Genomic DNA, 24,872 nt, shown 5'->3' with positions numbered 1-24,872 from the left:
GACGCGACTTTCTCGGCACGAGACGCATGATGAAGTCCGCGCCGCGGCCGTCAGGCCGTGAGGAGGCCGACGCCGAGGGCGGCGAGCCCCGCGACGAGGAACCCGGCACCGACCCCCAGCAGCACGATCAGCCCGTTCGGCGCCGTCCGCCCGCGCCCGACGGCAGACAGGAAGAACCCGGCGGGCATGACGATGGCCGCGACGAGCACGCCGGTGCGGGCCAGCCACTCCCACCCGCCCGAGAGGGCAGTGGCCTCGGTCAGCAGGAGGCAGACGAGACCGAGGATGATCAGGACGCCGGCGTGGGCGTGGCCGGCGCGGAAGAACGACATCTGGAAGTCGGTGGCCGGCACCTTTCCTCGCACGACGCGCGTGAGGAAGTAGCCGCCGCTGGCGACGGTGATGGCGGCGAGGATCACGATGCCCGCCGTGGTGCGGGCCGCCTCGGAGAGCTCGAGCATGGATCTTCTCCTGTCGGACGGACGGGCGGCCGCGTGACCGCAAGTTTGCTAACACCGTTATTTAACAGTGTTACGGAACTGGCGGCAAGGACTTACGATGCCGACATGGCCCGCCCCCGCACGCACGACGACGCGCTGCGCCGCCGGTTGCTCGAGGCCGCGTCCACCGCGGTGGCCGACGGCGGACCGGCGTCGCTGTCGCTGCGGTCGGTGGCGGCCGCGGCCGGCACCACCACGGCGGCGGTCTACTCGCTCTTCGGCGGGCGCACGGCCCTCGTCGACGCCGTTGTCGCCGAAGGTTTCCGCCGCTTCGCCACGCACCTGGACGCTGTGCCACGCACCGACGACCCGCTCGCCGACCTGCTCGCCCTCGGCGTCGCCTATCGAGCCAACGCCCTCGAGAACCCGCACTTCTACCGGGTGATGTTCGAGACCGTGGGCGCCGAGGGGCGGGACGGCGACCGTGGCGCCGCGGCCCCGACGTTCGCCGTCCTGCGCGAGGCCGTCGCACGAGCCTTCGGTACGGGGCAGGACGAGTCCGAGGCGGTGGCGGTGCGGCTGTGGGCGCTCGCCCACGGACTGGTGAGCCTCGAGCTGGCCGGCCTGCTGCCCGGAGGGACGCAGGAGCGTGCCGAGCGCTACGTCGCCGCGCTGCGCGGGGACGGGCCTACGGCCAGGACGTGATGGTCAGGCCTCCACGACCGTGGGGATGATCATCGGGCTGCGCCGCAGGCGCTTGGCGGCCCAGCGGCCCACGACCCGGCGCATCGCCTGCTGCATCTGCTGCGTGTCGGCGTTCCCCCGGCCCACCACCGCGTTCAGGGCCTCGGTGACGTCGGGGAGGATCGCGTCGAACACCGAGTCGTCCTCGGCCATGCCGCGGGCCTGGATGTGCGGTCCGGTGATGACCTTGCCGGTGGAGGCGTCGACGGCGGCGAAGATGGCGATGAAGCCCTCCTCGCCGAGGATGCGGCGGTCCTTGAGCTCCGCGTCGGTGATCTCGCCGACCGAGGAGCCGTCGACGTAGACGTACCCGCACGGCACGGCGCCGGCGATCCTCGCCCTGCCGTCCACCAGGTCGACGACGACGCCGTCCTCGGCGAGCACGACCCGCTCGGCCGGCACCCCGGTCTGGACCGCGAGCGCCCCGTTGGCGACGAGGTGGCGGATCTCGCCGTGCACCGGCATCACGTTCTTCGGCCGGACGATGTTGTAGCAGTAGAGCAGCTCGCCGGCGCTGGCGTGGCCGGAGACGTGCACGCGCGCGTTGCCCTGGTGGACCACCTTGGCGCCGAGCCGCATGAGCCCGTTGATGACGCGGAAGACGGAGTTCTCGTTGCCCGGGATCATCGAGCTCGCGAAGATCACCGTGTCGCCGGGACCCACCGCGACCCGGTGATCACGGTTGGCGATCCGGCTCAGGGCCGCCATCGGCTCGCCCTGGGATCCCGTCGCCATGAGGACGGTCTGCGACGGCGGGAAGTCGGCGATCGCCTTGACGTCGATCAGCGTGCCGGGCGGGACGTTGAGGTAGCCGAGGTCGGACGCGATGCCCATGTTCCGGATCATCGAGCGACCCACCAGAGCCACCTTGCGCTCGTGGAGCACGGCGGCGTCGAGGACCTGCTGGACGCGGTGGACGTGCGACGCGAAGGACGCCACGACCACCTGGCCGTCGGCCTCGGCGAACACACTGTCCAGGACCGGCCCGATGTCTCGCTCATGAGCCGTGAAGCCGGGCACCTCGGCGTTGGTGGAGTCGACCATGAACAGGTCCACCCCTTCCTCTCCGAGGCGGGCGAACCCACGCAGGTCGGTGATGCGACGGTCGAGCGGGAGCTGGTCCATCTTGAAGTCGCCGGTGTGCAGCACGTTCCCCGCGCCGGTACGGATCATGACCGCGAGTGCGTCCGGGATCGAGTGGTTGACCGCGACGAACTCGAGACCGAACGGGCCGAGCTGCTCGGTCTGGCCCTCGCGGACGGCCAGGGTCACGGGAGTGATGCGGTGCTCCTTGAGCTTGGCCTCGATGAACGCGAGCGTCAGCTGCGAACCGAGCAGCGGGATGTCCGGACGGCGCCGCAGCAGGTACGGGACGCCCCCGATGTGGTCCTCGTGGCCGTGCGTGAGCACGACCGCCTCGATGTCGTCGATCCGGTCCTCGATGTAGTCGAAGTCCGGCAGGATCAGATCGACGCCGGGCTGGTGGTCCTCCGGGAACAGCACGCCGCAGTCGACGACGAGCAGCCGGCCGGCGTGCTCGAAGACGGTCATGTTTCGGCCGACCTCACCGAGACCCCCCAGCGCGACGATCCGCAGGCCGCCCTGCGGGATGGGACCGGGTTCGGACAGCTCAGGATGGGGATGGCTCACGGGACCATCTTGCCAGGTGCCCGCCGCCCGAAATCCTGTCGAAGACGTCGCTGCGGGGCGCCGTCAAGGGCTGACGCCGAGCGATGACCTCTCCGACTCGAGCAGCCCGTGCTCGCGCAGCACGGCGGCGAGGTTGTCGATGTCGTCGTCGGGCGCCGCGACCAGCGGCAGCCGGACGGTGGCGCTCGGGATGACGCCCTGGAGGTGGAGAGCGTGCTTGGACATGACGGCGCCCTGGCCGTTGCCCATGAGCGCGGCGACGACGGGACGCATCCGGGCCGCCACCTCGCGGGCCCCCGGCAGGTCGCCGGCGTCGACCTCGCGAACCATCTCGGCGTACCTGCCGGTCGCGACGTGCCCGACGACGGAGACGACGCCGGACGCGCCGTGGGCGAGCCAGTCGAAGTTGAGGGCGTCGTCGCCGGAGTAGTACTCGAGGCCGGTCCTGGCCATGCGCTCGAAACCGGCCGGGACGTTGCCGGTGGCGTCCTTGACCGCGAGGATGCGCGGGTGCTGGGCGAGCCGGTCGAGGGTCTCGTCGGCGAACGCGACGCCCGTGCGGCCGGGGATGTCGTACAGCATGACGGGTAGGTCGACCGAGTCGGCGACGGCGACGACGTGCTGGTAGACGCCTTCCTGGGAGGGCCGGTTGTAGTACGGGGACACGACGAGCAGCCCCTGGGCGCCGCAGCGCTGCGCGCCCTGCGCGATCCGCACGGCGTGGGCCGTGTCGTTGGACCCGGCGCCGCCGATGATCATGGCCCGCTCGCCCACGGCGTCGACGACGGCCCGCATGAGCTCGTCCTTCTCCGGCTGGTGTGTGGTCGACGACTCACCGGTGGTGCCGTGGACGACGACGGCGTCGCAGCCGTCGTCGACGAGCTTGGTCGCGACGGCGACACCGGCGTCGACGTCGATGGAGCCGTCCTCGTGGAAGGGGGTCACCATGGCGACGGCGACCGAGCCGAAGGAGCGCGAAGGGAGGCGCGGGCTGGAACTCATGGCCAGACGGTAGCCCTCCACAGGGGCGGTCCGCACCGCAGATCAGCGGACCGGTACGCCGTCGCCGGTCGTTAGCCTGGAGGGATGAGCTCCTCGGAGGCCGAGCACGGCCATGCCCACCCGCCGACCGCCGACGTCTCGGTGCGGCCGGCACTGGCCGAGGATGCCGAGATCCTGGGCGACGTGCACGCCCGTACGCTGCGCGCCACCCTCGCCGCCGGGGTCGGCCACGACCTCGGCCCCGAGGTGGTCGGAGCCATCGATCCGGGCGGCCTGGCGGAGTCCTGGTCGGCGGCGATCACGTCGCCGCCCTCGCCCCGCCACCGGGTGCTGGCGGCGCTCGACGGCGCACGCGTGGTGGGGTTCGCGGCGTTCGCCCCGGCCGAGGTGCCGGTGGAGACCAGACCGGCCGAGGCGGGCGAGCCTGCCGAGACGCAGGAGACCCGTGAGGAGGAACCCGGCGCCGCCGAGGGCGCGGTCGCCGAGATCCTGGCGCTGGAGGTTCCCGCGGCGGAGAGCCGCAAGGGTCACGGCTCACGCCTGCTGGCCGCCTGCGCGGACCTGCTGCGTCAGCAGGGCGCTCAGCGGCTGCAGGCCTGGGTGGTCCAGGACGACGAGTCCCGGACGCGGTTCTTCGCCCAGGCGGGTTTCGCCCCGGCGGGCGTGCGCCGCACGCTCGACGTCGCCGGCGAGGACGTCACCGAGATCTGCTGGTACGCCGAGCTGTGACGTGTGGCGCGGCGACCGCGCGGGAGCTCAGGCCGCGCGATCGTCGGCAGTGGGATCTCGTCCGCCCGGCGCGGGTAGGGGTGGTGCGGTCGAGCGGTAGGTGTGCCCGGACGGGCCGCGGGTCCTGACCGTGTGGTTCCTGCCCGGTGGCTGGTCGAGGACGTCCTCGCGCCAGCCCGGGGACTGCTTGGCGTAGTTGCATGCCGCGCAGACGCCCTTGCCGTTCTCGCCCGTGGTTGCTCCGCCCGCGTGGACCGGAGTGACGTGGTCGAGATGACGGATCGGGGCATCGCAGTAGGGCGTGCGGCAGGTGCCCGCATCGCGCAGCGCGAGGTAGTCGGCCAGCCCGTCGGGGAAGAATCGCTGTTTCGACGTCAACGCGACCAGTGCGCCGCCGGGTCCGGCGTACAGCCGTCGGACCCATGCGGCCACGTCAGCGCCAACGTGCCTGCGATCAGAAGGCGGGCGATCTCGGCCGGGACGACTTGCGGCACCGCCGGCGGTGGCGCAGCCACGGGCTGTCCCGGCTTCTCTGCGTCGTCCGTCCCGATGAGCGGCTCCGGCAGGTCGAGACCCGCGGCACGGCAGGTGAGCAGGTCGGCCATCAGCTGGCCCTTCCCGCGCGGATCGCCCGTCAGCCGCATCGCATCGGCGTCCTTCGTCAGTGCGGCATAGACGGCCACGCCCTGTCCCACCGGGAGCAGAGCGGTGAGGTAGCACATGGTGTCCGGTGCCGGCCGGATGCTCACCCGTCGCTCGCTCTCCGCCCGCTTCATGGCCGGCGTGATCGGCGACCTGCGGGCTCCGAACGGTAAGACCACCCTCTCCGGCTGAGGTGCTCGTACTAGGGCGTCGAGGCGCGCCGGGCCGTCGACCCGTCGACCAGAGCCGCGTCCGCCCGCAACAGCTAGAGGTCGAGCACGTTCTCCAGTCCCAGGGTCAGCCCCGGCCGGCGGACCACCTCGCGCACGGCGAGCAGCACTCCCGGCATGAAGCTCGCCCGGTCGAAGGAGTCGGTGCGGATGGTGAGCTGCTCGCCGGCGTTGCCGAGCAGGATCTCCTCGTGGGCGACGAGCCCGCGCAGCCGCACGGCGTGGACGTGGACGCCGTCGACCACGGCGCCGCGAGCGCCGTCGACCTGGGTCTCGGTCGCGTCGGGCATCGGTCCGAGTCCTGCCTCGCCGCGGGCGCCGGCGATGTGCCGCGCCGTCGTCAACGCGGTGCCGGAGGGGGCATCGACCTTGTTCGGATGGTGCAGCTCGACCACCTCGGCCGACTCGAAGAACCGTGCGGCCTGGGCGGCGAAGTGCATCGCGAGCACCGCCGAGAGGGCGAAGTTCGGGGCGATCAGCACACCGAGTCCGCCATTCCCGTCCCGGTCGGCGTTGACCTGCTCGAGGTGCTCGCGGACCCGGCCGAGCGAATCCTCGGTCCAGCCCGTCGTCCCGACGACGGCGTGCAGCCCGGCGTCGAGCAGCGCGTGCACGTTCTCCTCGGTCACGGACGGGACGGTGAAGTCGATGCCGACGCTCGCGACCGTGGACGCCAGGCCGGTGATGTCGTCGCCGGCGTCCAACCGGGCAGCCAGCTCGAGGTCCTCGGCGCCCTCGACCGCCTCGCACACCGTCCGGCCCATGCGCCCCTGGGCGCCGACCACTGCCACGCCGATCTGGTTCGTGTCCACGTCCGGCAGCGTAGCTTCTGGGCCGCGATAGCCTCGCGTCGTGACTGCAGAGGGTGCGGAGATCGCGACGCCGCATGGGCCGGCCCGCGTGCACCTCACCGTGCCCGGGAAGCCGGTCGGCGCCGTCATCCTCGGCCACGGCGCGGGCGGCGGTGTGGGTGCCAAGGACCTCCGGGCGGCAGCCGAGGTCGCCGGTGGGCTCGGCCTCGCCGTCGCGCTGGTGGAGCAGCCCTACAGGGTGGCCGGACGCCGCTCCCCCGCCCCCGCGAAGCAGCTGGACACCGCTTGGACCGCCGTCCTCGAGCACCTGCGCTGCGGACCGCTGGAAGGCTTGCGGCTGGTGACGGGCGGCCGCTCGTCCGGCGCCAGGGTGGCGTGCCGCACGGCGCTCGACGTCGGTGCCGCCGCCGTGCTGTGCCTGGCGTTCCCGCTGCGACCGCCCGGACAGACGAAGGGCGGCGATCCGAAGCCGTCGCGGCTGCCCGAGCTTGCGGGTGCCGGTGTGCCGGTCCTCGTCGTGCAGGGCGACAAGGACCCGTTCGGCATGCCGCCGGAGGGCCGCGACCGTCAGGTCGTGGTTCTCCGCGGCAACCATTCCCTCGCCTCGGACATGCCCGGCCTGCGCACGGCCGTCGAGTCCTGGCTGCCGACGGTCCTGGCTGCTCGCTGACGGCAGTCGCCGTCGATCCCGAGCCGTGTGCGGCGCCGCGTCCGGGGTTGCCACGCGCCGTGCATCACGGCATGGTGACGGGTCACGAGCCGGCACGAACCCGAGCCGGCACGACCGCGAGGAGGGGGCACTCATGGAGGCGATCGACCCGCAGTACGGCGCCGGCGTGCTGCTGTTGATAGCCGCGGCAGCGGTGACGCTCCTGCTCGTGCTCATCATCGTGGTGAAGCTGCACGCGTTCATCTCGCTCGTGCTGGTCAGCGTGGTCACCGCGCTCGCCGTCGGCTTCCCGCTCGGGGACGTACCGGACGTGCTGATGTTCGGGTTCGCCGACACGCTCGGTGCCGTCGCCCTGCTCGTCGCCTTCGGCGTGATGCTGGGGCGGTTGCTGGAGATCAGCGGCGGTGCCCAGGTCCTCGCCGACACGCTGATCGGCCGGTTCGGCGACAAACGGGCGCCCCTGGCGCTCGGCGTCGCCGCGCTGCTGTTCGGGTTCCCGATCTTCTTCGACGCCGGCCTCGTGGTCTTCCTGCCGATCATCCTCACGGTGGCACGTCGGTTCGGCGGCTCATTGATTCTCTACGCGCTGCCCGCGGCGGGTGCGTTCGCTGCGATGCATGCGATCGTCCCGCCCCACCCGGGTCCGGTCGCGGCGACCACGATCCTGGGCGGCAGCATCGGGATGACGCTGCTCATCGGCATCCCGGTCGCGGTCGTGGCCTGGTACGTCGGCGTCTACCTGGTCTCGCGCTTCCTCGGGCGGCGCATCGACGTGGCACTGCCCGACGCGGTGCTGGGAGCGGTCCGCGGCCGGGACGGCGAGACCGACGGCGACGGGAGCGGCACGGCTCCGGTCGCCACGCGAGCCCCGTCGTTCCTGACCGTGCTCGGTCTGCTCCTGGTGCCGTTCGTGCTGATCTCGTTCGACACCGTGCTGGCCACCCTGGTCTCGGCCGGCGTGCTCGACGAGGGTCTCGGCTGGGTGGGGTTCCTCTCCCTGCTCGGTTACACGCCTGTCGCGCTGCTCATCACCGTGCTGGTGGCCATCCTGGTGCTGCGCCGCCCGAGCAGCTCGCTGGGTCAGATCACCGGCATCCTGGACGACGCCCTCGGCCCGATCTGCACGATCATCCTGATCACCGGCGCGGGCGGCATGTTCGGTGGCGTGCTGGAGCTCAGCGGCATCGGTGCCGCGCTCAGCGAGAGTCTCTCTGGACTCGGCATGTCACTCGTCGTCCAGGCGTTCGTGATCGCCACGCTGCTGCGGGTGGCGCAGGGCTCCGCGACGGTCGCGCTCACCACGGCCGGAGGGCTGATCGCCCCGGCCGTGGAGAATGCCGGCCTGGGGAACTTCGAGGTGGCCCTCCTCGTCATCGCGATCGCGGCCGGTGCCACCGTGCTGTCCCACGTCAACGACTCGGGGTTCTGGCTGGTCAGCCGCTTCTTCGGGATGGACGTGAAGACCACGCTGATGACCTGGACCGTCATGGAGACCACCCTCGGCCTGGCGGCGTTCGTGCTCGCCGCCGGGCTCTGGGCGATCGTCTAGTCGCCCAGCAGGTAGTCAGCCCAATAGGTAGTCAGCCCAGCAGGCGCGCGGCGATGTCGTCCTCGAAGGGGCCGACGATGACGATCGAGCGCGGCGCAGCCGCGAGCTCGGCGGCCAGGTCACGCACCTGCGCGGCGGTGACCGCGGAGATGCGGGCGATCAGCTCGTCGAGGTCGACCAGCTCACCGTGGACGATCTCGGCGCGGCCGAGGCGGGACATCCGCGAGCCGTTGTCCTCGAGGCCGAGGACCATGTTGCCACGCAGCTGACCGATGCCGCGGCGCAGCTCCTCCTCGCTGATGCCCTCGTCGGCGAGTCGCTGCCACTCGGCACCCAGGAGCTCGGTGACCTCCTCGACGTTGCCGGGCGCGCAGCCGGCGTACAGCCCGAAGGTGCCCGCCTCGGCGTAGGCGGACGCGAAGGCGTAGGTCGCGTAGGCGAGGCCCCGCTTCTCGCGGACCTCCTGGAAGAGCCGCGAGCTCATGCCGCCACCGAGCACGGTGGTCAGCACGGAGAGGATGTAGCGGCGGTCGTCGCCGGCGGGGATGCCGGGGCCACCGAGCAGCACGTTCGCCTGCTCGGTCGGGCGGTGCACCGTGGTCGCCGAGCCGGTGGTCGGCAGCCGGACGGACTCCGGTCCCGGCAGGACGACGGCGCCCGAGCCGGGGACGTCGACGCCCCGGGCACGGGCGTCGGCGACGCCGAGGCGACGGGCAGCGGGAGCGGCCTGTGGGTCGAGGTCCCAGCCGCCGCGGCGCACGGCGTCGAGGACCTGCTCGCACAGGGCGTCGTGATCGACGCTCCCGGCGGCGGTCACGACCAGCTCGGACGGCACGTAGGTGCGGCGGTAGTGCTCGACCACCGCCTCGCGCGGGACGGCGCGGATGCTCTCCGCCGTGCCGCCGATGGGCCTGCCGAGCGGGTGGTCGCCGAGGACCGCCAGGGAGAAGCGCTCGTGCGCGACGTCGATCGGGTCGTCGTCGTTCATGGCGAGCTCTTCGAGAATGACCCCCCGCTCTGTCTCGAGCTCGGCCGGGTCCAGGAGGCAGGACGTCACCATGTCGAGGATGACGTCGGTCGCCATCGGCAGGTCGACGTCGAGGATCCGCGCGTAGTACGCGGTGTGCTCCTTGCCGGTGGCCGCGTTCGCCTCGCCGCCGACGGCGTCGAAGGCCTCGGCGATGTCGAGAGCGGAGCGGGCCGGGGTGCCCTTGAAGAGCAGGTGCTCGAGGAAGTGGGTGGAGCCGTGGTGACCGTCGGTCTCGTCACGCGAGCCGACCGCCACCCACGCCGCGACGGCGGTCGAGCGCTGGGCGGGCATGGCCTCGGTCAGCACCCGGATGCCGCCGGGCAGGACGGAGCGCCGGATGACGCTGCCGTCCTGCTCGGCGCGGATCTCGGTGCCCGGCGCGCCGGCCGGGCCCAGGTTCAGCGGCTGCGGCATCCTCAGGCGTCGGCCGCCGGTGCGTCACCCTCGCCGCCACGGCGGGTGCGGGTGCGCTGGCGGCGACGGCCACCCTCACGCTGCGGCTGCTCGCCGTCCGTCTCGGCGGCCTCGGTACCGGCGTCGGCCGTTCCCTCGGCCGCGGGGGCGTCGGTCTCCTCGCCCTCGACCACGGCGTGCAGCGACAGCTTGCCGCGCTGGTCGACCTCGGCGAGCTCGACCTGGACCTTGTCGCCCACGTTGAGCACGTCCTCGACCGAGTCCACGCGCTTGCCGCCCACCAGGCGACGGATCTGCGAGATGTGCAGCAGGCCGTCCTTGCCCGGGCTCAACGAGACGAAGGCACCGAAGGACGTCGTCTTGACGACCGTGCCGACGAACCGCTCACCCACCTCGGGCATCTGCGGGTTCGCGATGGCGTTGACGGCCTGCCGCGCGGCCTCGGCGGACGGGCCGTCGGTGGCGCCGATGAACACGGTGCCGTCGTCCTCGATCGAGATGTCGGCGCCGGTGTCCTCCTGGATCTGGTTGATCATCTTGCCCTTGGGGCCGATGACCTCGCCGATCTTGTCGACGGGGACCTGGACCCGGATGACCCGCGGTGCGGTCGGGGCCATCTCGTCCGGGGCGTCGATCGCCTCGTGCATGACGTCGAGGATGTACAGGCGGGCGTCACGGGCCTGGCTCAGCGCGCCGACCAGGACCGAGGCGGGGATGCCGTCGAGCTTGGTGTCGAGCTGGATGGCCGTGACGAACTCGCGGGTGCCGGCGACCTTGAAGTCCATGTCGCCGAACGCGTCCTCGGCGCCGAGGATGTCGGTGAGCGCCGCGTAGCGGGTCTCACCATCGACCTCGTCGCTCATCAGGCCCATCGCGATGCCGGCGACCGGGGCGCGCAGCGGCACACCGGCGTTGAGCAGCGACAGGGTGGAGGCGCACACGGAGCCCATCGAGGTGGAGCCGTTGGAGCTCAACGCCTCGGAGACCTGACGGATCGCGTACGGGAAGTCGTCCCGGGCGGGCAGCACGGGCGTGAGTGCCCGCTCGGCCAGCGCGCCGTGGCCGATCTCGCGGCGCTTCGGCGAACCGACGCGGCCGGTCTCGCCGGTGCTGTAGGGCGGGAAGTTGTAGTTGTGCATGTAGCGCTTGCGCGTGACCGGGCTGAGGGTGTCGAGCTGCTGCTCCATGCGGAGCATGTTCAGCGTGGTCACGCCGAGGATCTGGGTCTCGCCGCGCTCGAACAGGGCCGAGCCGTGGACCCGCGGAAGCACCTCGACCTCGGCGGAGAGGGTGCGGATGTCCTTGAGACCACGCCCGTCCATGCGGACGCCGTCCTTGAGGACGCGCTGGCGCACGGCCTGCTTGGTGGCGGAGCGGTAGGCGGCGGAGAGCTCCTTGTCCCGCTCCGGGAAGCGCCCGGTGAGCGCCTCGAGCATCGCGTGGCGGATCTCCTCGAGCCGGCTCTCGCGCTGCTTCTTGTCGGCGATCGTGATCGCCTCGGCGAGGTCGCCGCGCACGTGCTCCTCGACGGCGGTGTAGACGTCGTCCTCGTAGTCGAGGAAGCGCGGGAACTCCTGGGTCGGCTTGGCGGTGGCGGCGGCCAGCTCGGACTGCGCCTGGCACAGCGCGCGGATGAACGGCTTCGCGGCCTCGAGTCCCTCGGCCACGACCTCCTCGGTGGGGGCGGTGGCGCCCTGCTCCTTGACGAGCGTCCAGGCGTTGTCGGTCGCCTCCGCCTCGACCATCATGATCGCGACGTCGTCACCGACCACGCGGCCGGCGACGACCATGGAGAAGACGGCCTTCTCGAGCTCGCTGTAGCGCGGGAACGCCACCCACTGGCCGTCGATCAGAGCGACGCGGGTGCCACCGATCGGGCCGGAGAACGGCAAGCCGGAGATCTGGGTCGAGATCGACGCGGCGTTGATGGCGAGGACGTCGTAGGAGTCGTCGGGGTGGATCGACAGGATCGTCTCGACGACCTGGACCTCGTTGCGCAGCCCCTTGACGAACGAGGGACGCAGGGGCCGGTCGATGAGTCGGCAGGCCAGGATCGCCTCGGTGGACGGACGGCCCTCGCGGCGGAAGAACGAGCCGGGGATCTTGCCGGCGGCGTACTGGCGCTCCTCGACGTCGACGGTCAGCGGGAAGAAGTCGAAGCCCTCCCGGGGGTGCTTGCCCGCCGAGGTGGCGGACAGCACCATCGTCTCCTCGTCGAGGTAGGCGACGGCGGAGCCGGCGGCCTGGCGTGCCAGGCGGCCGGTCTCGAATCGGACGGTGCGGGTGCCGAAGCGACCGTTGTCGATAACGGCTTCGGCGGACGTGATCTCGGGACCCTCCACGGGTGCCCTCCTTACGTAGTCGTCCGCCCGCCGGCCGACGGCCTTCGATCGAGGCCCACGGACACCAGCTGACGCGGTTCCGGAGGCCACTACCGAGGACCGGACGCACCGGGGCGGAGATGGACAGTGTTGTGTTGTGGATCTTCCGTGCGGTCCGGGCCGAGTGCCCGGCGCCCGCACGCACGACCGGCCCGGACACGTGTCCGGGCCGGTCCGTGGTCAGCGGCGCAGGCCGAGCCGCGCGATGAGGCTGCGGTAGCGCTCGATGTCCTCGTCGGCGAGGTGCGCGAGCAGACGCTTGCGCTGGCCGATGAGCAGCATCAGACCGCGACGCGAGTGGTGGTCCTGCTTGTGCGTCTTGAAGTGCTCGGTGAGGTCCGTGATGCGCTGCGTGAGCAGGGCCACCTGGACCTCCGGCGAACCGGTGTCACCCTCGTGGGTGGCGTACTCAGTGATGATGGACTGCTTGACGTCGGCAGCGAGGGCCATGTGGTTCTCCTGAGAGGTCGTTGCACGGTGCGCCGGGGCATATTCTCCCGGGCATGACTCAACCGTGGCCGGCTTGAACGGCAACCGCCAGCCTATCAGGCAGGCAGGTACGCCAGCGATACGTGGGGCGCTGTCACCGGAGCGGCATGCGCCACATCACTGGGCGTGCGACTCCTCCGGCGCGGGAGGTCGGACCGGCGCGGGCACGTCCAGCGCGTGCGCGACCTCGGCGACGTCGTCGGCCATCTGGTCCAGCAGCGCGTCGATGCCGACGAACGTGACCTGCGGACGCAACCGCTCGGTCAGCTCGACCACGACCTCCTCGCCGTACAGGTCGAGATCGGTGCGGCCGAGGACGTACGCCTCGACGGTGCGCTCGACGCCGTGGAAGGTCGGGTTGGTCCCCACCGAGACGGCGGCGGGGAGGCGTTTGGAGGTGCCGTCGTCGGGCGAGTGGTCCGGACGGATGAGCCAGCCGGCGTAGACGCCGTCCGCCGGGACGACGCCGAGGTCGTCGGCACGCAGGTTCGCGGTCGGGTAGCCGAGCGCCCGGCCGCGTTTGGCGCCGTGGACGACGATGCCGCGCACGCGGTGCGCGCGCCCCAAAACCCGCGCGGCCGCGGCCACGTCACCGGCCGCGAGCAGCTCGCGCACCCAGGTGGAGGACCAGCGCCGGCCCGTCTCGGGGTCGGCGATGTCGGCGATGATCTCGACGCCGAGGCCGAAGGCGCGGCCGAGCTCGACCATCGTGTCGCGGTCCCCGCTGTTGTCCCGGCCGAACCGGACGTCGTCACCCACCACCACGATGCGGGCGTGCAGCAGCTCGACGAGGTAGGCGCGGACGAACTCCTCCGGGGTCGCCCGCGCGAAGTCCAGCGTGTAGGGCACGACCAGGACGCCGTCCAGGCCGGTGCCGGTCAGCCGCTCGAGCCGGTCGGGCAAGGAGGCGATGAGCGAGAAGTCCTCGTCCGGGCGGTGGACGGTCGCCGGGTGCGGGTCGAAGGTGACGGCCACGGACGACAGGCCGGCGCTCTCCGCCTCGGAGACGGTGGCCGCGAGCACCACCTGGTGGCCGCGATGCACGCCGTCGAAGATGCCGAGCGTCGCCACGGTCGGGCCGAGGTCCGCCGGAACTTCCGCGGCACCGTGCCACACCTGCACTTTGACGTCCTCCTCCTGCCGGGCCGGTCGAGCCTATCGCCGCTCAGGCCGGATCGAGCACGACGACGGGGCGTGCGCGACCACGGTCGTCGCCGAGCAGGGCGACGACGTGGCCGTCGGGAGCGAACGCGGCGGTCACCCCGGCGGCGTACCCGCTCGGGCTCAGCGGCTTGCCGACGCGGACAGCAGCGGTCTCGGCCTCGTCGAGCCCGCGCGCCGGAAAGGCCGCGCGGGCCGCCGAGGTGAGGGTCGTCACGGGCAGGCCGCGGGGACCCTCGGTGGCGGCGTCGGCCGCGACGGCGGCGGCGAGCTCCTCGATCGTGCGGGCGTCGTCCAGGCCGAACGGCCCGACCCTGCTGCGGCGCAGCGCGGTGAGGTGGCCGCCGCTGCGGAGGGACTCCCCGAGATCGCGGGCGAGCGCCCGGACGTACGTCCCGGAGGAGCACGCGACCAGGACGTCGACGTCGACGACGGTGGTGCCGTCGAGGTCGTGGACGACGGGGGCGCCGACGGTCTCGAGCCGGTGGACGGTGACGGGACGGGACTCGAGGGCGACGTCCTCCCCCGCCCGGACGCGGGCGTAGGAGCGTCGGCCGCCGACCTTGATCGCGGAGACGGAGCTCGGAACCTGCCGGATCGGGCCGCGGAGCGGCGCCAGGGCCTCCTCGACCGTGGCGACGTCGACGCTGCCGTCCTCGGTCAGCAGCGCGGCGGCGCCGGGCGCCGCGGAGATCTCGCCCTCGGCGTCGTCGGTCACGGTCCGCTGACCGAGCCGGACCGTGGCCCGGTACTCCTTGTCGGAGCCGACGAGGTAGGTCAGCATCCGCGTGGCACGACCGACGCCGAGCACCAGCACGCCGGTGGCCAACGGGTCGAGGGTGCCCGCGTGCCCCACCTTCTTCGTGGCGGCGAGGCGGCGGGTCCGGGCGACGACGTCGTGGCTGGTCCAGCCCTGCGGCTTGTCGACGACGACGAGGCCGTCGGCGGCGGTGACCGCACCCCGCGGGATGTCGATCACCGGTTCTCGGTCGCCTCGTCGTCGCCGTCGTCGGGCTCGTCGCGTCTGTACGGGTCGGCCTCGCCGGCGGGGGTGGCCGACGCCGCCAGTGCGGCGACCTCGGCGTCGCGGGCCGCCGCCTCACGGAGGGTCTCCTCGAGGCTGGCCGCGGTCTCCGGGAGTGCGTCGGGGACGAACTCCAGCGTCGGGGTGAGCCGGATGCCGGTCTGGCGGCCGACCTCGGAGCGGATGACGCCCTTGGCGGACTCCAGCGCGGCGCCCGAAGCCGCCCGCTCCTCGTCGCTGCCGAGCACGGTGTAGAAGACCGTGGCGTGCTGCAGGTCACCGGTCACCCGCACGTCGGTGACGGTGACGAACCCGAGACGGGGGTCCTTGATCCGCGTGTCCAGCATGCGCGCGACCACCTGCTGGATCCGCTCGGCCACGCGCCGAGCCCGAGGTGCATCAACCATCGGTCTCTCCAAAGTCAGTGATGTAGCAATGAGGCCCGCCGCCGGCTTCGAGCGTGACGGTGGGCGACGCCCGACGGGGGCCGCGACCCCACCCGGCCACGAGGGCCGGGTGAGGTCGCGGACATCCGATCAGTCGCGCGGCTTCTCCCGCATCTCGAACGTCTCGATCGTGTCACCCTCCTGGATGTCCCGGTGGCCGCCGAGGCCGATACCGCACTCGAAGCCCTCGCGGACCTCGGTGACATCGTCCTTCTCCCGGCGCAACGAGTCGATCTTGAGGTTGTCCGCCACCACGACGCCGTCCCGCACGAGGCGTGCGCTGGCGTTGCGGCGGATGAGTCCCGACCGCACGATCGAACCGGCGATGTTGCCGACCTTGGAGGACCGGAACACCTGGCGGATCTCCGCGGAGCCCAGCTGGATCTCTTCGTACTCCGGCTTGAGCATGCCCTTGAGCGCGCTCTCCACGTCGTCGATCGCGTCGTAGATGACGGAGTAGAACTTCAGCTCGACGCCCTCGCGGTCGGCCAACTCGGTGACCCGCTCGGCGGGACGCACGTTGAAGCCGATGATGATCGCGTTGTCGACGGTGGCGAGGTTGACGTCGTTCTGCGTGATCGCACCGACTCCGCGGTGGATGATCCGCAGCGCGACCTCGGCGCCCACGTCGATCTTGAGCAGGGCGTCCTCCAGCGCCTCGACGGCACCGGAGACGTCACCCTTGAGGATGAGGTTGAGGTTCTCGACCTTCCCCTCCTCCAGGGCCTTGGTGAAGTCCTCGAGGCTGACGCGCTTGCGGCGCTTCGCCAGCGTGGCGGCACGCTCGGCGGCCTCACGCTTGTCGGCGATCTGCCGGGCCGTGCGGTCGTCGGGCGCGACGAGGAACGTGTCGCCGGCGCGCGGCACCGACTGCAGACCCAGAACCAGCACGGGACGTGCGGGTCCGGCCTCCTTCACGGTCTCCCCGTGCTCGTCGAACATGGCGCGCACCCGGCCGTGGGCGGTGCCCGCCACGATCGAGTCCCCGACCTTGAGCGTGCCGGACTGGACCAGCACGGTCGCTACGGCGCCGCGGCCCTTGTCGAGGTTGGCCTCGATGGCCACGCCACGGGCGTCCTTGTCGGGGTTCGCCTTCAGGTCCAGCGCCGCGTCCGCGGTGAGGAGGACGGCCTCGAGGAGCTCGTCCATGCCCATGCGCTGCAGCGCGGAGACGTCGACGAACATCGTCTCGCCGCCGTACTCCTCGGCCACCAGGTTGTACTCGGTCAGCTGCTGGCGGATCTTGGCGGGGTTGGCCCCCTCCTTGTCCACCTTGTTGACCGCCACGACGATCGGCACGTTGGCCGCCTGGGCGTGGTTGAGCGCCTCGACGGTCTGCGGCATGACGCCGTCGTCCGCGGCGACGACCAGGATCGCGATGTCCGTGACGTCGGCACCACGAGCACGCATGGCGGTGAACGCTTCGTGACCCGGGGTGTCGATGAACGTCAGCGAACGCTCCTGGCCCTCGTGCTGGGCATGGACCTGGTAGGCACCGATGTGCTGGGTGATGCCGCCGTGCTCCTGGGCGACGACGTCCGTGGACCGGACGGCGTCGAGGAGCTTGGTCTTTCCGTGGTCGACGTGACCCATGACCGTGACGACCGGTGAACGGTGCTGGAGGTCCTCCTCGGACTCCCCCGCCTCCTCGGCCGCGAGGTCGATGTCGAAGGTCCCGAGCAGCTCGCGGTCCTCATCCTCGGGGGAGACGACCTCGACGACGTACCCGAGCTCGGAACCGAGAGACTTGAACGTGTCCTCGTCCAGCGACTGGGTGGCCGTGGCCATCTCACCGAGGTGGAACAGCACGGTCACCAGGGACGCCGGGTTGGCGTCGATCCGGTCCGCGAAGTCCGCCAGAGAGGCGCCGGCCCGGATGCGCACGACCGTGCTGCCGTCGCCGCGGGGGACCGAGACGCCGCCGGGCGACGGCGCGGACTGCTGCTCGAACTCTTGGCGCTTGGCCCGCTTCGACTTCCGCCCGCGGACCGGACGGCCGCCGGCGCGCCCGAAAGCACCCTGCGTACCGCCGCGGCCACCGCGACCGCCGGGGCGGCCACCGCCGCCGGGACGGCCGGCGAAGCCGCCGGGACCACCCGGTCCGCCGGGCCCGCCGCCGGGGCGACCACCCCGGCCGCCGCCGCGTGCGGGGGCGGCACCGGGACGGCCGACCGCGCTCTGACCGGGCATCATGCCCGGGTTCGGGCGCTGACCGCCCGGACGCGGAGCCGCGGCTGCGGTGCGCTGACCGCCGCCACCCTCGGACCGGGCTCCCTCCGAGCCGCCGCCACCGGGACGTGGCATGCCCTGCGAGGTCGCGTACGGGTTGTTGCCCGGCCGCGGCGGACCGCCGCCGGGACGTCCGCCGCCGGAGCGACCGCCGCGCGGCATGCCCTGCGAGGTCGCGTACGGGTTGTTGCCCGGCCGCGGCGAACCGCCCCCGGGACGGCCGGTGCCGGGCTTCGGCGCCGGCTTGGGCGCGGGCTTCGGGGTCGGACGCGCACCCGGCTTCGGAGCCGCGGACGCCGCCGGGGCGGCGGGCTCCGCCGGGGTGGCCGGCTCCGCGGGGGCGGCTGCCGGGGCCTCGGCCGGAGGTTCCGGCGCCGACTCGGGCTGCGTCGGCTCTGCCGACTTGTCCGCGCTCTCGGTCGCGGCAGCCGTCTCTGGCTCCGGCTTCGCTGTCTTCGGGGCAGCCGGCTTCGCGGCCGGCTTGCGGGCATCGCCCGACTTCTTGTCGTCCTGCGCTGGGGCGGCGGGGAACGTCTCCCGCAGCCGGCGGATGACGGGTGCTTCGATGGTCGACGATGCCGACTTCACGAACTCGCCCTGCTCACGCAGGGTGGCGAGCACCGTCTTGCTGTCGACACCGAGCTCTTTCGCGAGCTCGTGGACGCGGACCTTTGCCACAACTCTCCTGTCTCGGCCCATCCCGAAACAGGAAAGGCCGTGCTAGTGCTGGCAGCTCATCGCTGGGTACTCATCGGGTGCCCATCGGCTTCCAACCCGCCTTCTTCGTCGATGACTCGTCGACGGGCGCATCTGACGCCCGAAGTTCTTGCTGGTCGAACCACGCCACGACGGCGTCGGTGGAGACCGGTCCTGCGGCTCGCAGGGCCCGGCCGATCGCCCGACGGCGCAGGGCGAGATCCAGGCACTCCCGGCTCGGGTGGAGCCAGGCGCCACGACCGGGCGCGCACCGTGCCTGATCGACCTCCACGCGGGACGTGGAGTCGTCCAGGACCAGGCGGGCCAGGTCGGACCTCAGGGCCCGCTTCCGGCATCCGGTGCAGGTCCGCACCGGCCCGGTAGGCGTAGGTGTGTCGCTGCGTCGAGTCATGGATTCCGGGCGCGTGCCCACCGGACACTCTACCCCGGTGCGCCAGCCGTGCGCTCACCCGGGTCGGGACCGTGGCCTGTGACGTGTGACGCGTCCGGGTCGGACGGGTCGGCCGCCACCTCGACCGCCGAGTCCTCGGTGTCGGCGTGGATGTCGATTCGCCATCCCGTCAGACGCGCCGCCAACCGGGCGTTCTGGCCCTCCTTGCCGATCGCGAGCGAGAGCTGGAAGTCGGGCACCACCACGCGCGCGGCGCGGGCGTCCAGGTCGACGACCTCGACGCTGGAGACCTTCGCGGGCGAGAGCGAGTTCGCGACGAACGTGGCCGGGTCCTCGGAGTAGTCGATGATGTCGATCTTCTCCCCCGCGAGCTCGGACATGACGGCACGGACCCGCTGACCCATCGGGCCGATGCAGGCGCCCTTGGCGTTCAGACCCGGGATGGTGGCTCGCACGGCCATCTTGGTGCGGTGCCCGGCCTCGCGGGCGAGCGCGATGATCTCGACGTGGCCCTCGGCGACCTCGGGGACCTCGAGGGCGAAGAGCTTCTTGACGAGGTTCGGGTGCGTACGCGAGAGCGTCACCGACGGGCCCTTGGCACCGCGGCTGACCTCGACCACGAAGGCACGCAGCCGGTCGCCGTGCACGTAGTTCTCGGTCGGGACCTGCTCGTGAGCGGGCAGCACGGCCTCCATGTCGCCGATGTCGACGAGCACCGTGCGCGGGTCGCGGCCCTGCTGGACGATGCCGGAGATGATCTCACCCGACTTGTCGCGGTAGTTGCCCATCACCTGGTCGTCCTCGGCGTCGCGCAGCCGCTGGACGATCACCGAGCGGGCGGTCGAGGTGGCGATGCGGCCGAAACCGGACGGCGTGTCGTCGAACTCGCCGATGCGGTTGCCCTCCTCGTCCACCTCCGCCGCGAGCACGGTGACGCGGCCGGTACGCCGGTCGAGCTCCACCCGGGCGTCCTGCACGGCGCCGGGCGTGCGGTGGTACGCCAGCAGCAGCGCCTCCTCGATGGCGCGGACCAGCACGTCGAGGCTGATGCCGCGCTCACTCTCGATGAGGCGGAGGGCCGTCATGTCGATGTCCACGGGTCCTCAGGCCTCCTCGGGTCGGTTGAGCTCGATCTCGACGCGGGCCTTGCCGACCCGCTCGTAGGGAACGTCCTGCGCCGTGCCGTCGACGTCGATGACGATGCCACGCTCGTCGGCGTCGCGCAGGCGCCCGGTCAGCTCGCGGCCCTCCGCGGTGCTCACCCGGAGCTTTCGACCGACGGCGCGGCGGAAGTGCCGCGGCTCGCGCAACGGGCGGTCGGCGCCGGGGGTGGAGACCTCCAAGGTGTGGGCACCCTCGATGAGGTCCGCGTCGTCGAGGACGGCCGAGATGGCGCGCGAGACGTCGGCGAGGCGGTCCGACTCCACCCCGCCCGGCCCGTCCGGCAGGTCCACGACCACACGCACGGTCTTGCGGTGTCCGGCCGCGGCGACGGTGACGTCCTCGAGAAGCAGCCCGGCGGCGTCGACGACCGGGCCGACGGCGCCGCGCAGACGGTCGGGAAGGTCGGTGGGACGGGCGCGGCTCATGGTGGTGTCACTCCTTAGCGTGGTCAGGGGCTGACTCTACCGACCCGCGCGGCGGACCTTGGTACGCCCGCCACCCGGCCGGCGACGTGGCAGGATCGGCGGCGATGTCAACCGCACCCCCGGGACCGCCGGGCGTCCGCCGTCCGAGCCGGGGGCGCCACGCCTGCACGGCCGTCGTCGCCTTGCTGGTTGCCCTGTCGTCGGCCGGTTGCGGGCTGCGGCTGGACACCGCCCCGCCGGAGGCACCGAACCCCGACCCCGCCGAGGAGCTGCGTCAGGAGGCCGCCGCCCGCACCGCCACCCTGGCGGCGACCGTGGGAGGTGTCACGGACCCCGAGGACGGCGCCGCGGTCCTGGAGCGGGTGGCGGTCCATGCCGACGTGCACCTCGACGCGCTCGGCGGGGTCTGGGTCGCGTGGCCCGGCGGCGCTCCCGAGGGCGCCACGCCACCTCCGCCGCCCCCGACGGCGCCGGTGGACGACCCGAGCGCCGCGGACGTCGTGGAGCTGCTGGCCACCGGGGCGTCCGAGGCCCGCGAGGCCGCCGTCGCGGCACCGACCGAGGACCTGGCGGTGCTGCTGGCCTCGGTCTCGCTGTCACGTTCGCGGGGGGCCGCCGACCTGGCGACGGCGGTCGGGGCGCCGCCCGTCGAGCCGGCGGCGGCGCCGATGAACAGGGACACGCTCCTCGCCCGCGGCGTCGACGGACCGACGGTGCAGGTGCTGGACCAGGCGCGCTACGCCTACGAGGCCGTAGCCGCACGGACGTCCGAGGTCTCTCGGGAGAGCGCCAAGGCGCGCGCCGACCATCTCCAGCTGCTGGTGGACGTGGCGATCGAGGCGGGCGCCCCGGACGCGCGCCTGGGCGTCTACAGCCTGCCCGGCGCGGACGAGGAGGCCGGTCTGAACGCAGAGCAGGCTGCCGCCGTCCGGGCCGAGACGCTGCTGCTGGAGCACTGGCTGTTCAGCCTGGGCCGGGCAGACGCTGACCTGCGGCCCGCGCTGCTGGATGCCGCCGCCGCCGCTGCAGCCCGCATCCTGGAGTGGGGCGGCACGCTGCCGGCGCTACCGGGCCTGCCGCGGGACTGACCCGCCAGGTCTCATTCCTCGCCCCGCCCTGCGCTACACCTTCGTCAGCCCTCCAGCGCGGAATCGACCAGCTCGCGGATCCGGGCCACGGCGAGGTCGGGCGCCACCTGCTCCTGCTCCCCGGTGCGCCGCTGCCGGATCTCGACGACGCCGTCGGCCAGACCCCGGCCGACGACGAGCCCGAGCGGGACACCGATGAGCTCCGAGTCGGCGAACTTCACGCCGGCGCTGACCTTGGGCCGGTCGTCGAGGAGGACCTCGACGCCGGCGGCCTCGAGCTCGCGGGAGAGACGTTCGGCGGTCTCCAGAATCTCCGGGCCCTTGCCGGTGGCGAGCACGTGGACGTGGGCGGGCGCGACCTGCATGGGCCACACCAGGCCCAAGCCGTCGTTGTTGGCCTCGGCGATGGCGGCGACCGCACGGGTGACGCCGATGCCGTAGGACCCCATGGTGACGACGACCGACTTGCCGTTCTCGTCCAGCACCCGCAGGTCGAGGGCCTCGGCGTACTTACGACCGAGGGCGAAGACGTGCCCCATCTCGATGCCGCGGGCGGTCTCCAGGATCCCGTCGCCGTTGGGGCAGGGGTCACCGGGCCAGACCTCGGCGACCTCGATCGTGCCGTCGGGGGTGAAGTCGCGCCCTGCGACGAGGTCGAGCACGTGCTTGCCGTGCTCGTCGGCGCCGGTGACCCAGCGGGTGCCCTCGACGACGCGCGGGTCGGCGACGAACCTGATCCTGCTCGGCGAGTCCTCCCCCAGCGCGCCAGGGCCGATGTACCCCTTGGCCAGGGCCGGGTGGGCGGCGAAGTCCTCGTCGGCGAAGGGCGCGAAGGTCGACGGGTAAAACGCCGCCTCCATGCGCTTGGCGTCGATCTCCCGGTCTCCGGGGACGCCGATCGCAACCGGCTCGCGCGTGCCGTCCGGGTGGGTCAGGACGAAGAGGACGTTCTTGAGGGTGTCGCCGGCCTCCCAGGAGCGGTCCTTGCGGGGGAAGCGTGCGTTGAGGTGCTCGACGAGCGTCTCGATCGTGGGCGTTCCCGGGGTGTCCTCGGCGTGCGCGGCGGGTGCGTCGTCGTACGGGAGCGGCGGTGGCACGGGAACCGTGGCGGCCTCGACGTTCGCGGTGTACCCGCAGGTCTTGCACTCGACGTAGGTGTCCTCGCCGATGTCGGCCTTGGCGAGGAACTCCTCGGACCTGGACCCGCCCATGGCACCGGAGTGCGCGGAGACGACGACGTACTCGAAGCCGAGGCGGTCGAAGATCTTCACGTACGCCTCGCGGTGCTTGGCGTAGCTGGCGTCGAGACCGGCATCGTCGATGTCGAAGGAGTACGAGTCCTTCATGATGAACTCGCGTCCGCGCAGCAGCCCCGCGCGTGGACGTGCCTCGTCCCGGTACTTGTTCTGGACCTGGTACAGCGAGAGCGGCAGGTCCTTGTAGGAGGAGCACAGGTCCTTCACGAGCAGGGTGAACATCTCCTCGTGCGTGGGCGCGAGGAGGTAGTCCGCCTGCTTGCGATCCTTCAGGCGGAACAGGTTCTCGCCGTACTCGGTCCACCGACCGCTCGCCTCGTAGGGCTCCCTGGGCAGCAGCGCCGGAAAGTGCACCTCCTGCGCGCCGATGGCGTCCATCTCCTCACGAACGACCCGCTCGACCTTGCCGAGCACACGTAGCCCGAGCGGCAGCCACGAGTAGATACCCGGGGCAGCGCGGCGGATGTAGCTCCCGCGGACCAGCAGCCGGTGGCTGGCGACCTCGGCGTCGACGGGATCCTCGCGGAGGGTGCGGGCGAACAGGGAGGACATCTTCAGCAGCACGCGTGCCAGCCTACTTGCCCGCGTGGCCCCTGCCCGCGACGGTTCAGTCCGCGGTGACGGTGATGACGACGCGCCGGTTCTGCGCCCGGCCCTCCTCGGTGCTGTTGTCCGTCCGCGGGTACGCGAAGCCGTGCCCCTCGGTCGTGACGGCCGACCGAGCGATGTCGGCGTGCTCGACCAGCCAGTCGGCCACCGCTTCGGCGCGCCGCCGCGACAGGTCGAGGTTGTGCTCCTCGGAGCGCACGTTGTCCGTGTGGCCCTCGACGAGAACGCTCAGGTCCTCGCCCTGCTCGACGATGTCGGCCGCGATCGCCTCCAGCTCCGACTCGGCGTCGGGGCGGATGGTCGCGTCGTCGACGTCGAACAGCACATCGCCCTCGGTCGTGTAGTAGGTCTCCCCCTCCTTCTCGGCGATCTCGGTGTCCTCGGAACCGTCGAGGACGTACCCGTCGAGGACGGCTCCGTCGACGACGACCCCGTCGACAACCACACCGTCGACGACCACACCGTCGATGAGGACTCCGTCGACGACCGTCGTGCCGTCGAGGGCGGCGTCTCCCACGGCCTCGGTGGGCCGTGCTGCCGCCTTCTGCGCGGCGGCGGGCTGGCCGATCGCGCGACGCGAGATCGCCGGACGCGACACCGCGCTGACGGCTTCGCCCGCCTCGACGTCGTCGGTGACCTGGCAGACCTCCTCGGCGCGGGTGCCCTCGACCGTGACCTCCTCACGACCCTCGGCCGGCAGGACGACCTCGTCCAGCACCGTCCCGTCCGGAAGGGTCACCTCCGGCAGTACCCGCTCCGGGATCGTGTACGGCGGGATCCGCGCCCCGCTGATCTCGACGGCACCGAGGCAGCCGCCGGGCGCCTCATACTCCACGATGCAGCCGGCCTCGGCGATCCGCTCGGGGAGGACGGCCGCGTCGACACCGGGGATCTCGACGGTCTCGCCGTCGATGTCGACCGTCTGCTCCGGGACCGCGGGGATCTCCTGCTCGGGGATCACGACGTCGTCGAGCATCGTGACGGTCTTACCCTCGCCCGGTTCGCAGATCTCGATGCCGGGCGCGTCCCCCTGTGCGTCGGAGCCGCGCGCGTCCCGTCGTGCCTCGGAGGTCGGGTCGCCGGTGGCCTCGCCGCTCGGTTCCGCCTCGGCCCCGGTGGTCTCGGCCTGCTGGGTCGGTGTGGCGCCGCCGCCCTCGAGCCCGGCGGGCTCGTCGCCGCCGCAGCCGGCCAGGGCGAGCGCACCGGCGAGCACGGCGGGAACCAGCGCGCGGGTGGCGGTCGTCATCACTCCTCCTGGTGTCCGACGATCTCGAACGTCAGGTCCGGACGGTTCTGTCGCATGGCGTCGTCGGCCAGGACCGCAGCCGCCCGGTCGTCGAGCCGGTCCCCGTGGGTCCCTTCAGCATTCGTCGTCTCGAGCGCACCGGTCGTCGAGACCACCGATATTAGCGTCCCGAGCGCCGGTGGTCCGGCCGATCGGCCCCTCGTCACGCGACAGCCGGCCGCGGCGCTCGATCAGGCGTCGACAGCCGGCGTCCATCACGTAGACGCTTCCGACACCAGGCGGAACAGAAATCTCACATGGCAAGAGGACGCCAGCGGGCCGGTCTCCCCTTCGA

Annotated in this window: 24 protein-coding genes; 5 read left to right on the top strand and 19 right to left on the bottom strand. The window is 72.2% G+C overall.

Going from position 1 to position 24,872, the window contains the following annotated elements; all coding sequences use genetic code 11:
* Positions 1-50 precede the first annotated feature (50 nt).
* Complete coding sequence (locus tag ABD907_RS09765) at positions 51-461, bottom strand: hypothetical protein (RefSeq protein ID WP_345216057.1); 411 nt, start codon at positions 459-461, stop codon at positions 51-53.
* Positions 462-566: 105 nt separating this feature from the next.
* Here ABD907_RS09765 and ABD907_RS09760 point away from each other — a divergent pair, with 105 nt between their 5' ends.
* Positions 567-1,145, top strand: coding sequence for a TetR/AcrR family transcriptional regulator (locus ABD907_RS09760; protein WP_345216056.1), 579 nt, complete (start codon positions 567-569; stop codon positions 1,143-1,145).
* A gap of 3 nt (positions 1,146-1,148) precedes the next feature.
* Here ABD907_RS09760 and ABD907_RS09755 read toward each other — a convergent pair whose 3' ends face one another.
* Entirely contained in the window at positions 1,149-2,834 is a 1,686-nt protein-coding gene (locus ABD907_RS09755) for a ribonuclease J (protein WP_345216055.1), read from the bottom strand.
* A gap of 63 nt (positions 2,835-2,897) precedes the next feature.
* Positions 2,898-3,836 (bottom strand): 4-hydroxy-tetrahydrodipicolinate synthase, encoded by a 939-nt coding sequence (gene dapA, locus ABD907_RS09750; RefSeq protein ID WP_345216054.1) that lies wholly within the window; start codon positions 3,834-3,836, stop codon positions 2,898-2,900.
* An 84-nt stretch (positions 3,837-3,920) separates the two neighbouring features.
* On the opposite strand from dapA, the gene ABD907_RS09745 reads away from it, so the two are divergent.
* Positions 3,921-4,565 (top strand): GNAT family N-acetyltransferase, encoded by a 645-nt coding sequence (locus ABD907_RS09745; RefSeq protein WP_345216053.1) that lies wholly within the window; start codon positions 3,921-3,923, stop codon positions 4,563-4,565.
* Positions 4,566-4,592: 27 nt separating this feature from the next.
* Here ABD907_RS09745 and ABD907_RS09740 read toward each other — a convergent pair whose 3' ends face one another.
* The 3 genes from ABD907_RS09740 to dapB all read right to left on the bottom strand — a co-directional run bounded on the left by ABD907_RS09740 (position 4,593) and on the right by dapB (position 6,249).
* Positions 4,593-4,997 (bottom strand): HNH endonuclease, encoded by a 405-nt coding sequence (locus ABD907_RS09740; protein ID WP_345216052.1) that lies wholly within the window; start codon positions 4,995-4,997, stop codon positions 4,593-4,595.
* Entirely contained in the window at positions 4,940-5,248 is a 309-nt protein-coding gene (locus tag ABD907_RS09735; RefSeq protein WP_345216051.1) for a hypothetical protein, read from the bottom strand. Before ABD907_RS09735 ends, ABD907_RS09740 begins: the two co-directional genes overlap by 58 nt.
* Before the next feature lie 224 nt (positions 5,249-5,472).
* Complete coding sequence (gene dapB / locus ABD907_RS09730) at positions 5,473-6,249, bottom strand: 4-hydroxy-tetrahydrodipicolinate reductase (RefSeq protein WP_345216050.1); 777 nt, start codon at positions 6,247-6,249, stop codon at positions 5,473-5,475.
* A gap of 40 nt (positions 6,250-6,289) precedes the next feature.
* Here dapB and ABD907_RS09725 point away from each other — a divergent pair, with 40 nt between their 5' ends.
* Both ABD907_RS09725 and ABD907_RS09720 read left to right on the top strand, forming a co-directional pair.
* Positions 6,290-6,919 carry an alpha/beta hydrolase family protein gene (locus tag ABD907_RS09725; protein ID WP_345216049.1) on the top strand — a complete coding sequence of 210 codons (630 nt, stop codon included), beginning with the start codon at positions 6,290-6,292 and terminating at the stop codon, positions 6,917-6,919.
* 133 nt (positions 6,920-7,052) lie between these two features.
* On the top strand, positions 7,053-8,468 hold the full coding sequence (locus ABD907_RS09720; RefSeq protein WP_345216048.1) for a GntP family permease: 1,416 nt from the start codon (positions 7,053-7,055) through the stop codon (positions 8,466-8,468).
* Positions 8,469-8,499: 31 nt separating this feature from the next.
* Here ABD907_RS09720 and ABD907_RS09715 read toward each other — a convergent pair whose 3' ends face one another.
* The 10 genes from ABD907_RS09715 to ABD907_RS09670 form a co-directional block, all read right to left on the bottom strand.
* Positions 8,500-9,912, bottom strand: a complete 1,413-nt coding sequence (locus tag ABD907_RS09715; RefSeq protein WP_345216047.1) for a M16 family metallopeptidase — start codon at positions 9,910-9,912, stop codon at positions 8,500-8,502.
* A 2-nt stretch (positions 9,913-9,914) separates the two neighbouring features.
* Positions 9,915-12,254, bottom strand: a complete 2,340-nt coding sequence (locus tag ABD907_RS09710) for a polyribonucleotide nucleotidyltransferase (RefSeq protein ID WP_345216046.1) — start codon at positions 12,252-12,254, stop codon at positions 9,915-9,917.
* Positions 12,255-12,473: 219 nt separating this feature from the next.
* Entirely contained in the window at positions 12,474-12,743 is a 270-nt protein-coding gene (gene rpsO, locus ABD907_RS09705; RefSeq protein WP_345216045.1) for a 30S ribosomal protein S15, read from the bottom strand.
* 156 nt (positions 12,744-12,899) lie between these two features.
* Positions 12,900-13,904, bottom strand: coding sequence for a bifunctional riboflavin kinase/FAD synthetase (locus ABD907_RS09700; protein ID WP_345216044.1), 1,005 nt, complete (start codon positions 13,902-13,904; stop codon positions 12,900-12,902).
* Positions 13,905-13,947: 43 nt separating this feature from the next.
* Positions 13,948-14,922 carry a tRNA pseudouridine(55) synthase TruB gene (truB, locus tag ABD907_RS09695; RefSeq protein ID WP_345216043.1) on the bottom strand — a complete coding sequence of 325 codons (975 nt, stop codon included), beginning with the start codon at positions 14,920-14,922 and terminating at the stop codon, positions 13,948-13,950.
* Positions 14,919-15,374, bottom strand: a complete 456-nt coding sequence (gene rbfA, locus ABD907_RS09690) for a 30S ribosome-binding factor RbfA (RefSeq protein WP_345216042.1) — start codon at positions 15,372-15,374, stop codon at positions 14,919-14,921. Before rbfA ends, truB begins: the two co-directional genes overlap by 4 nt.
* 129 nt (positions 15,375-15,503) lie before the next feature.
* The gene (gene infB / locus ABD907_RS09685) at positions 15,504-18,320 is read right to left on the bottom strand and encodes a translation initiation factor IF-2 (protein ID WP_345216041.1); all 2,817 of its coding nucleotides are present in this window, start codon (positions 18,318-18,320) and stop codon (positions 15,504-15,506) included.
* Between the two features lie 70 nt (positions 18,321-18,390).
* On the bottom strand, positions 18,391-18,711 hold the full coding sequence (locus tag ABD907_RS09680; protein ID WP_345216040.1) for a YlxR family protein: 321 nt from the start codon (positions 18,709-18,711) through the stop codon (positions 18,391-18,393).
* Positions 18,712-18,779: 68 nt separating this feature from the next.
* Positions 18,780-19,847 (bottom strand): transcription termination factor NusA, encoded by a 1,068-nt coding sequence (gene nusA / locus ABD907_RS09675; RefSeq protein ID WP_345216039.1) that lies wholly within the window; start codon positions 19,845-19,847, stop codon positions 18,780-18,782.
* 6 nt (positions 19,848-19,853) lie between these two features.
* Positions 19,854-20,339: a ribosome maturation factor RimP gene (locus ABD907_RS09670; RefSeq protein ID WP_345216038.1), complete on the bottom strand. Its 486-nt coding sequence runs from the start codon at positions 20,337-20,339 to the stop codon at positions 19,854-19,856.
* Between the two features lie 104 nt (positions 20,340-20,443).
* Here ABD907_RS09670 and ABD907_RS09665 point away from each other — a divergent pair, with 104 nt between their 5' ends.
* A complete protein-coding gene (locus ABD907_RS09665) occupies positions 20,444-21,427 on the top strand; it encodes a DUF4439 domain-containing protein (RefSeq protein ID WP_345216037.1) in 984 nt (327 codons plus the stop codon).
* Between the two features lie 44 nt (positions 21,428-21,471).
* Here the strand turns inward: ABD907_RS09665 and ABD907_RS09660 are convergent, their stop codons facing one another.
* The 3 genes from ABD907_RS09660 to ABD907_RS09650 are packed head-to-tail and all read right to left on the bottom strand — an operon-like array spanning position 21,472 to position 24,693.
* On the bottom strand, positions 21,472-23,247 hold the full coding sequence (locus tag ABD907_RS09660) for a proline--tRNA ligase (RefSeq protein ID WP_345216036.1): 1,776 nt from the start codon (positions 23,245-23,247) through the stop codon (positions 21,472-21,474).
* A 43-nt stretch (positions 23,248-23,290) separates the two neighbouring features.
* Complete coding sequence (locus ABD907_RS09655; RefSeq protein WP_345216035.1) at positions 23,291-24,538, bottom strand: OmpA family protein; 1,248 nt, start codon at positions 24,536-24,538, stop codon at positions 23,291-23,293.
* Positions 24,538-24,693, bottom strand: a complete 156-nt coding sequence (locus tag ABD907_RS09650) for a hypothetical protein (protein WP_345216034.1) — start codon at positions 24,691-24,693, stop codon at positions 24,538-24,540. Before ABD907_RS09650 ends, ABD907_RS09655 begins: the two co-directional genes overlap by 1 nt.
* Positions 24,694-24,872 lie beyond the last annotated feature (179 nt).

The sequence above is a fragment of the Georgenia halophila genome (assembly GCF_039541595.1).
This window is presented reverse-complemented; position numbering and strand designations above follow the sequence as displayed.

Bases quoted from the DNA above. Each gene is read 5' to 3' on its own strand.
- ABD907_RS09745 (WP_345216053.1), top strand. From the start codon at position 3,921: ATGAGCTCCTCGGAGGCCGAGCACGGCCATGCCCACCCGCCGACCGCC.
- ABD907_RS09655 (WP_345216035.1), bottom strand. From the start codon at position 24,538: ATGACGACCGCCACCCGCGCGCTGGTTCCCGCCGTGCTCGCCGGTGCG.
- dapA (WP_345216054.1), bottom strand. From the start codon at position 3,836: ATGAGTTCCAGCCCGCGCCTCCCTTCGCGCTCCTTCGGCTCGGTCGCC.
- ABD907_RS09760 (WP_345216056.1), top strand. From the start codon at position 567: ATGGCCCGCCCCCGCACGCACGACGACGCGCTGCGCCGCCGGTTGCTC.
- ABD907_RS09720 (WP_345216048.1), top strand. From the start codon at position 7,053: ATGGAGGCGATCGACCCGCAGTACGGCGCCGGCGTGCTGCTGTTGATA.
- rpsO (WP_345216045.1), bottom strand. From the start codon at position 12,743: ATGGCCCTCGCTGCCGACGTCAAGCAGTCCATCATCACTGAGTACGCC.
- ABD907_RS09765 (WP_345216057.1), bottom strand. From the start codon at position 461: ATGCTCGAGCTCTCCGAGGCGGCCCGCACCACGGCGGGCATCGTGATC.
- ABD907_RS09715 (WP_345216047.1), bottom strand. From the start codon at position 9,912: ATGCCGCAGCCGCTGAACCTGGGCCCGGCCGGCGCGCCGGGCACCGAG.
- ABD907_RS09670 (WP_345216038.1), bottom strand. From the start codon at position 20,339: ATGAGCCGCGCCCGTCCCACCGACCTTCCCGACCGTCTGCGCGGCGCC.
- ABD907_RS09665 (WP_345216037.1), top strand. From the start codon at position 20,444: ATGTCAACCGCACCCCCGGGACCGCCGGGCGTCCGCCGTCCGAGCCGG.
- rbfA (WP_345216042.1), bottom strand. From the start codon at position 15,374: ATGGTTGATGCACCTCGGGCTCGGCGCGTGGCCGAGCGGATCCAGCAG.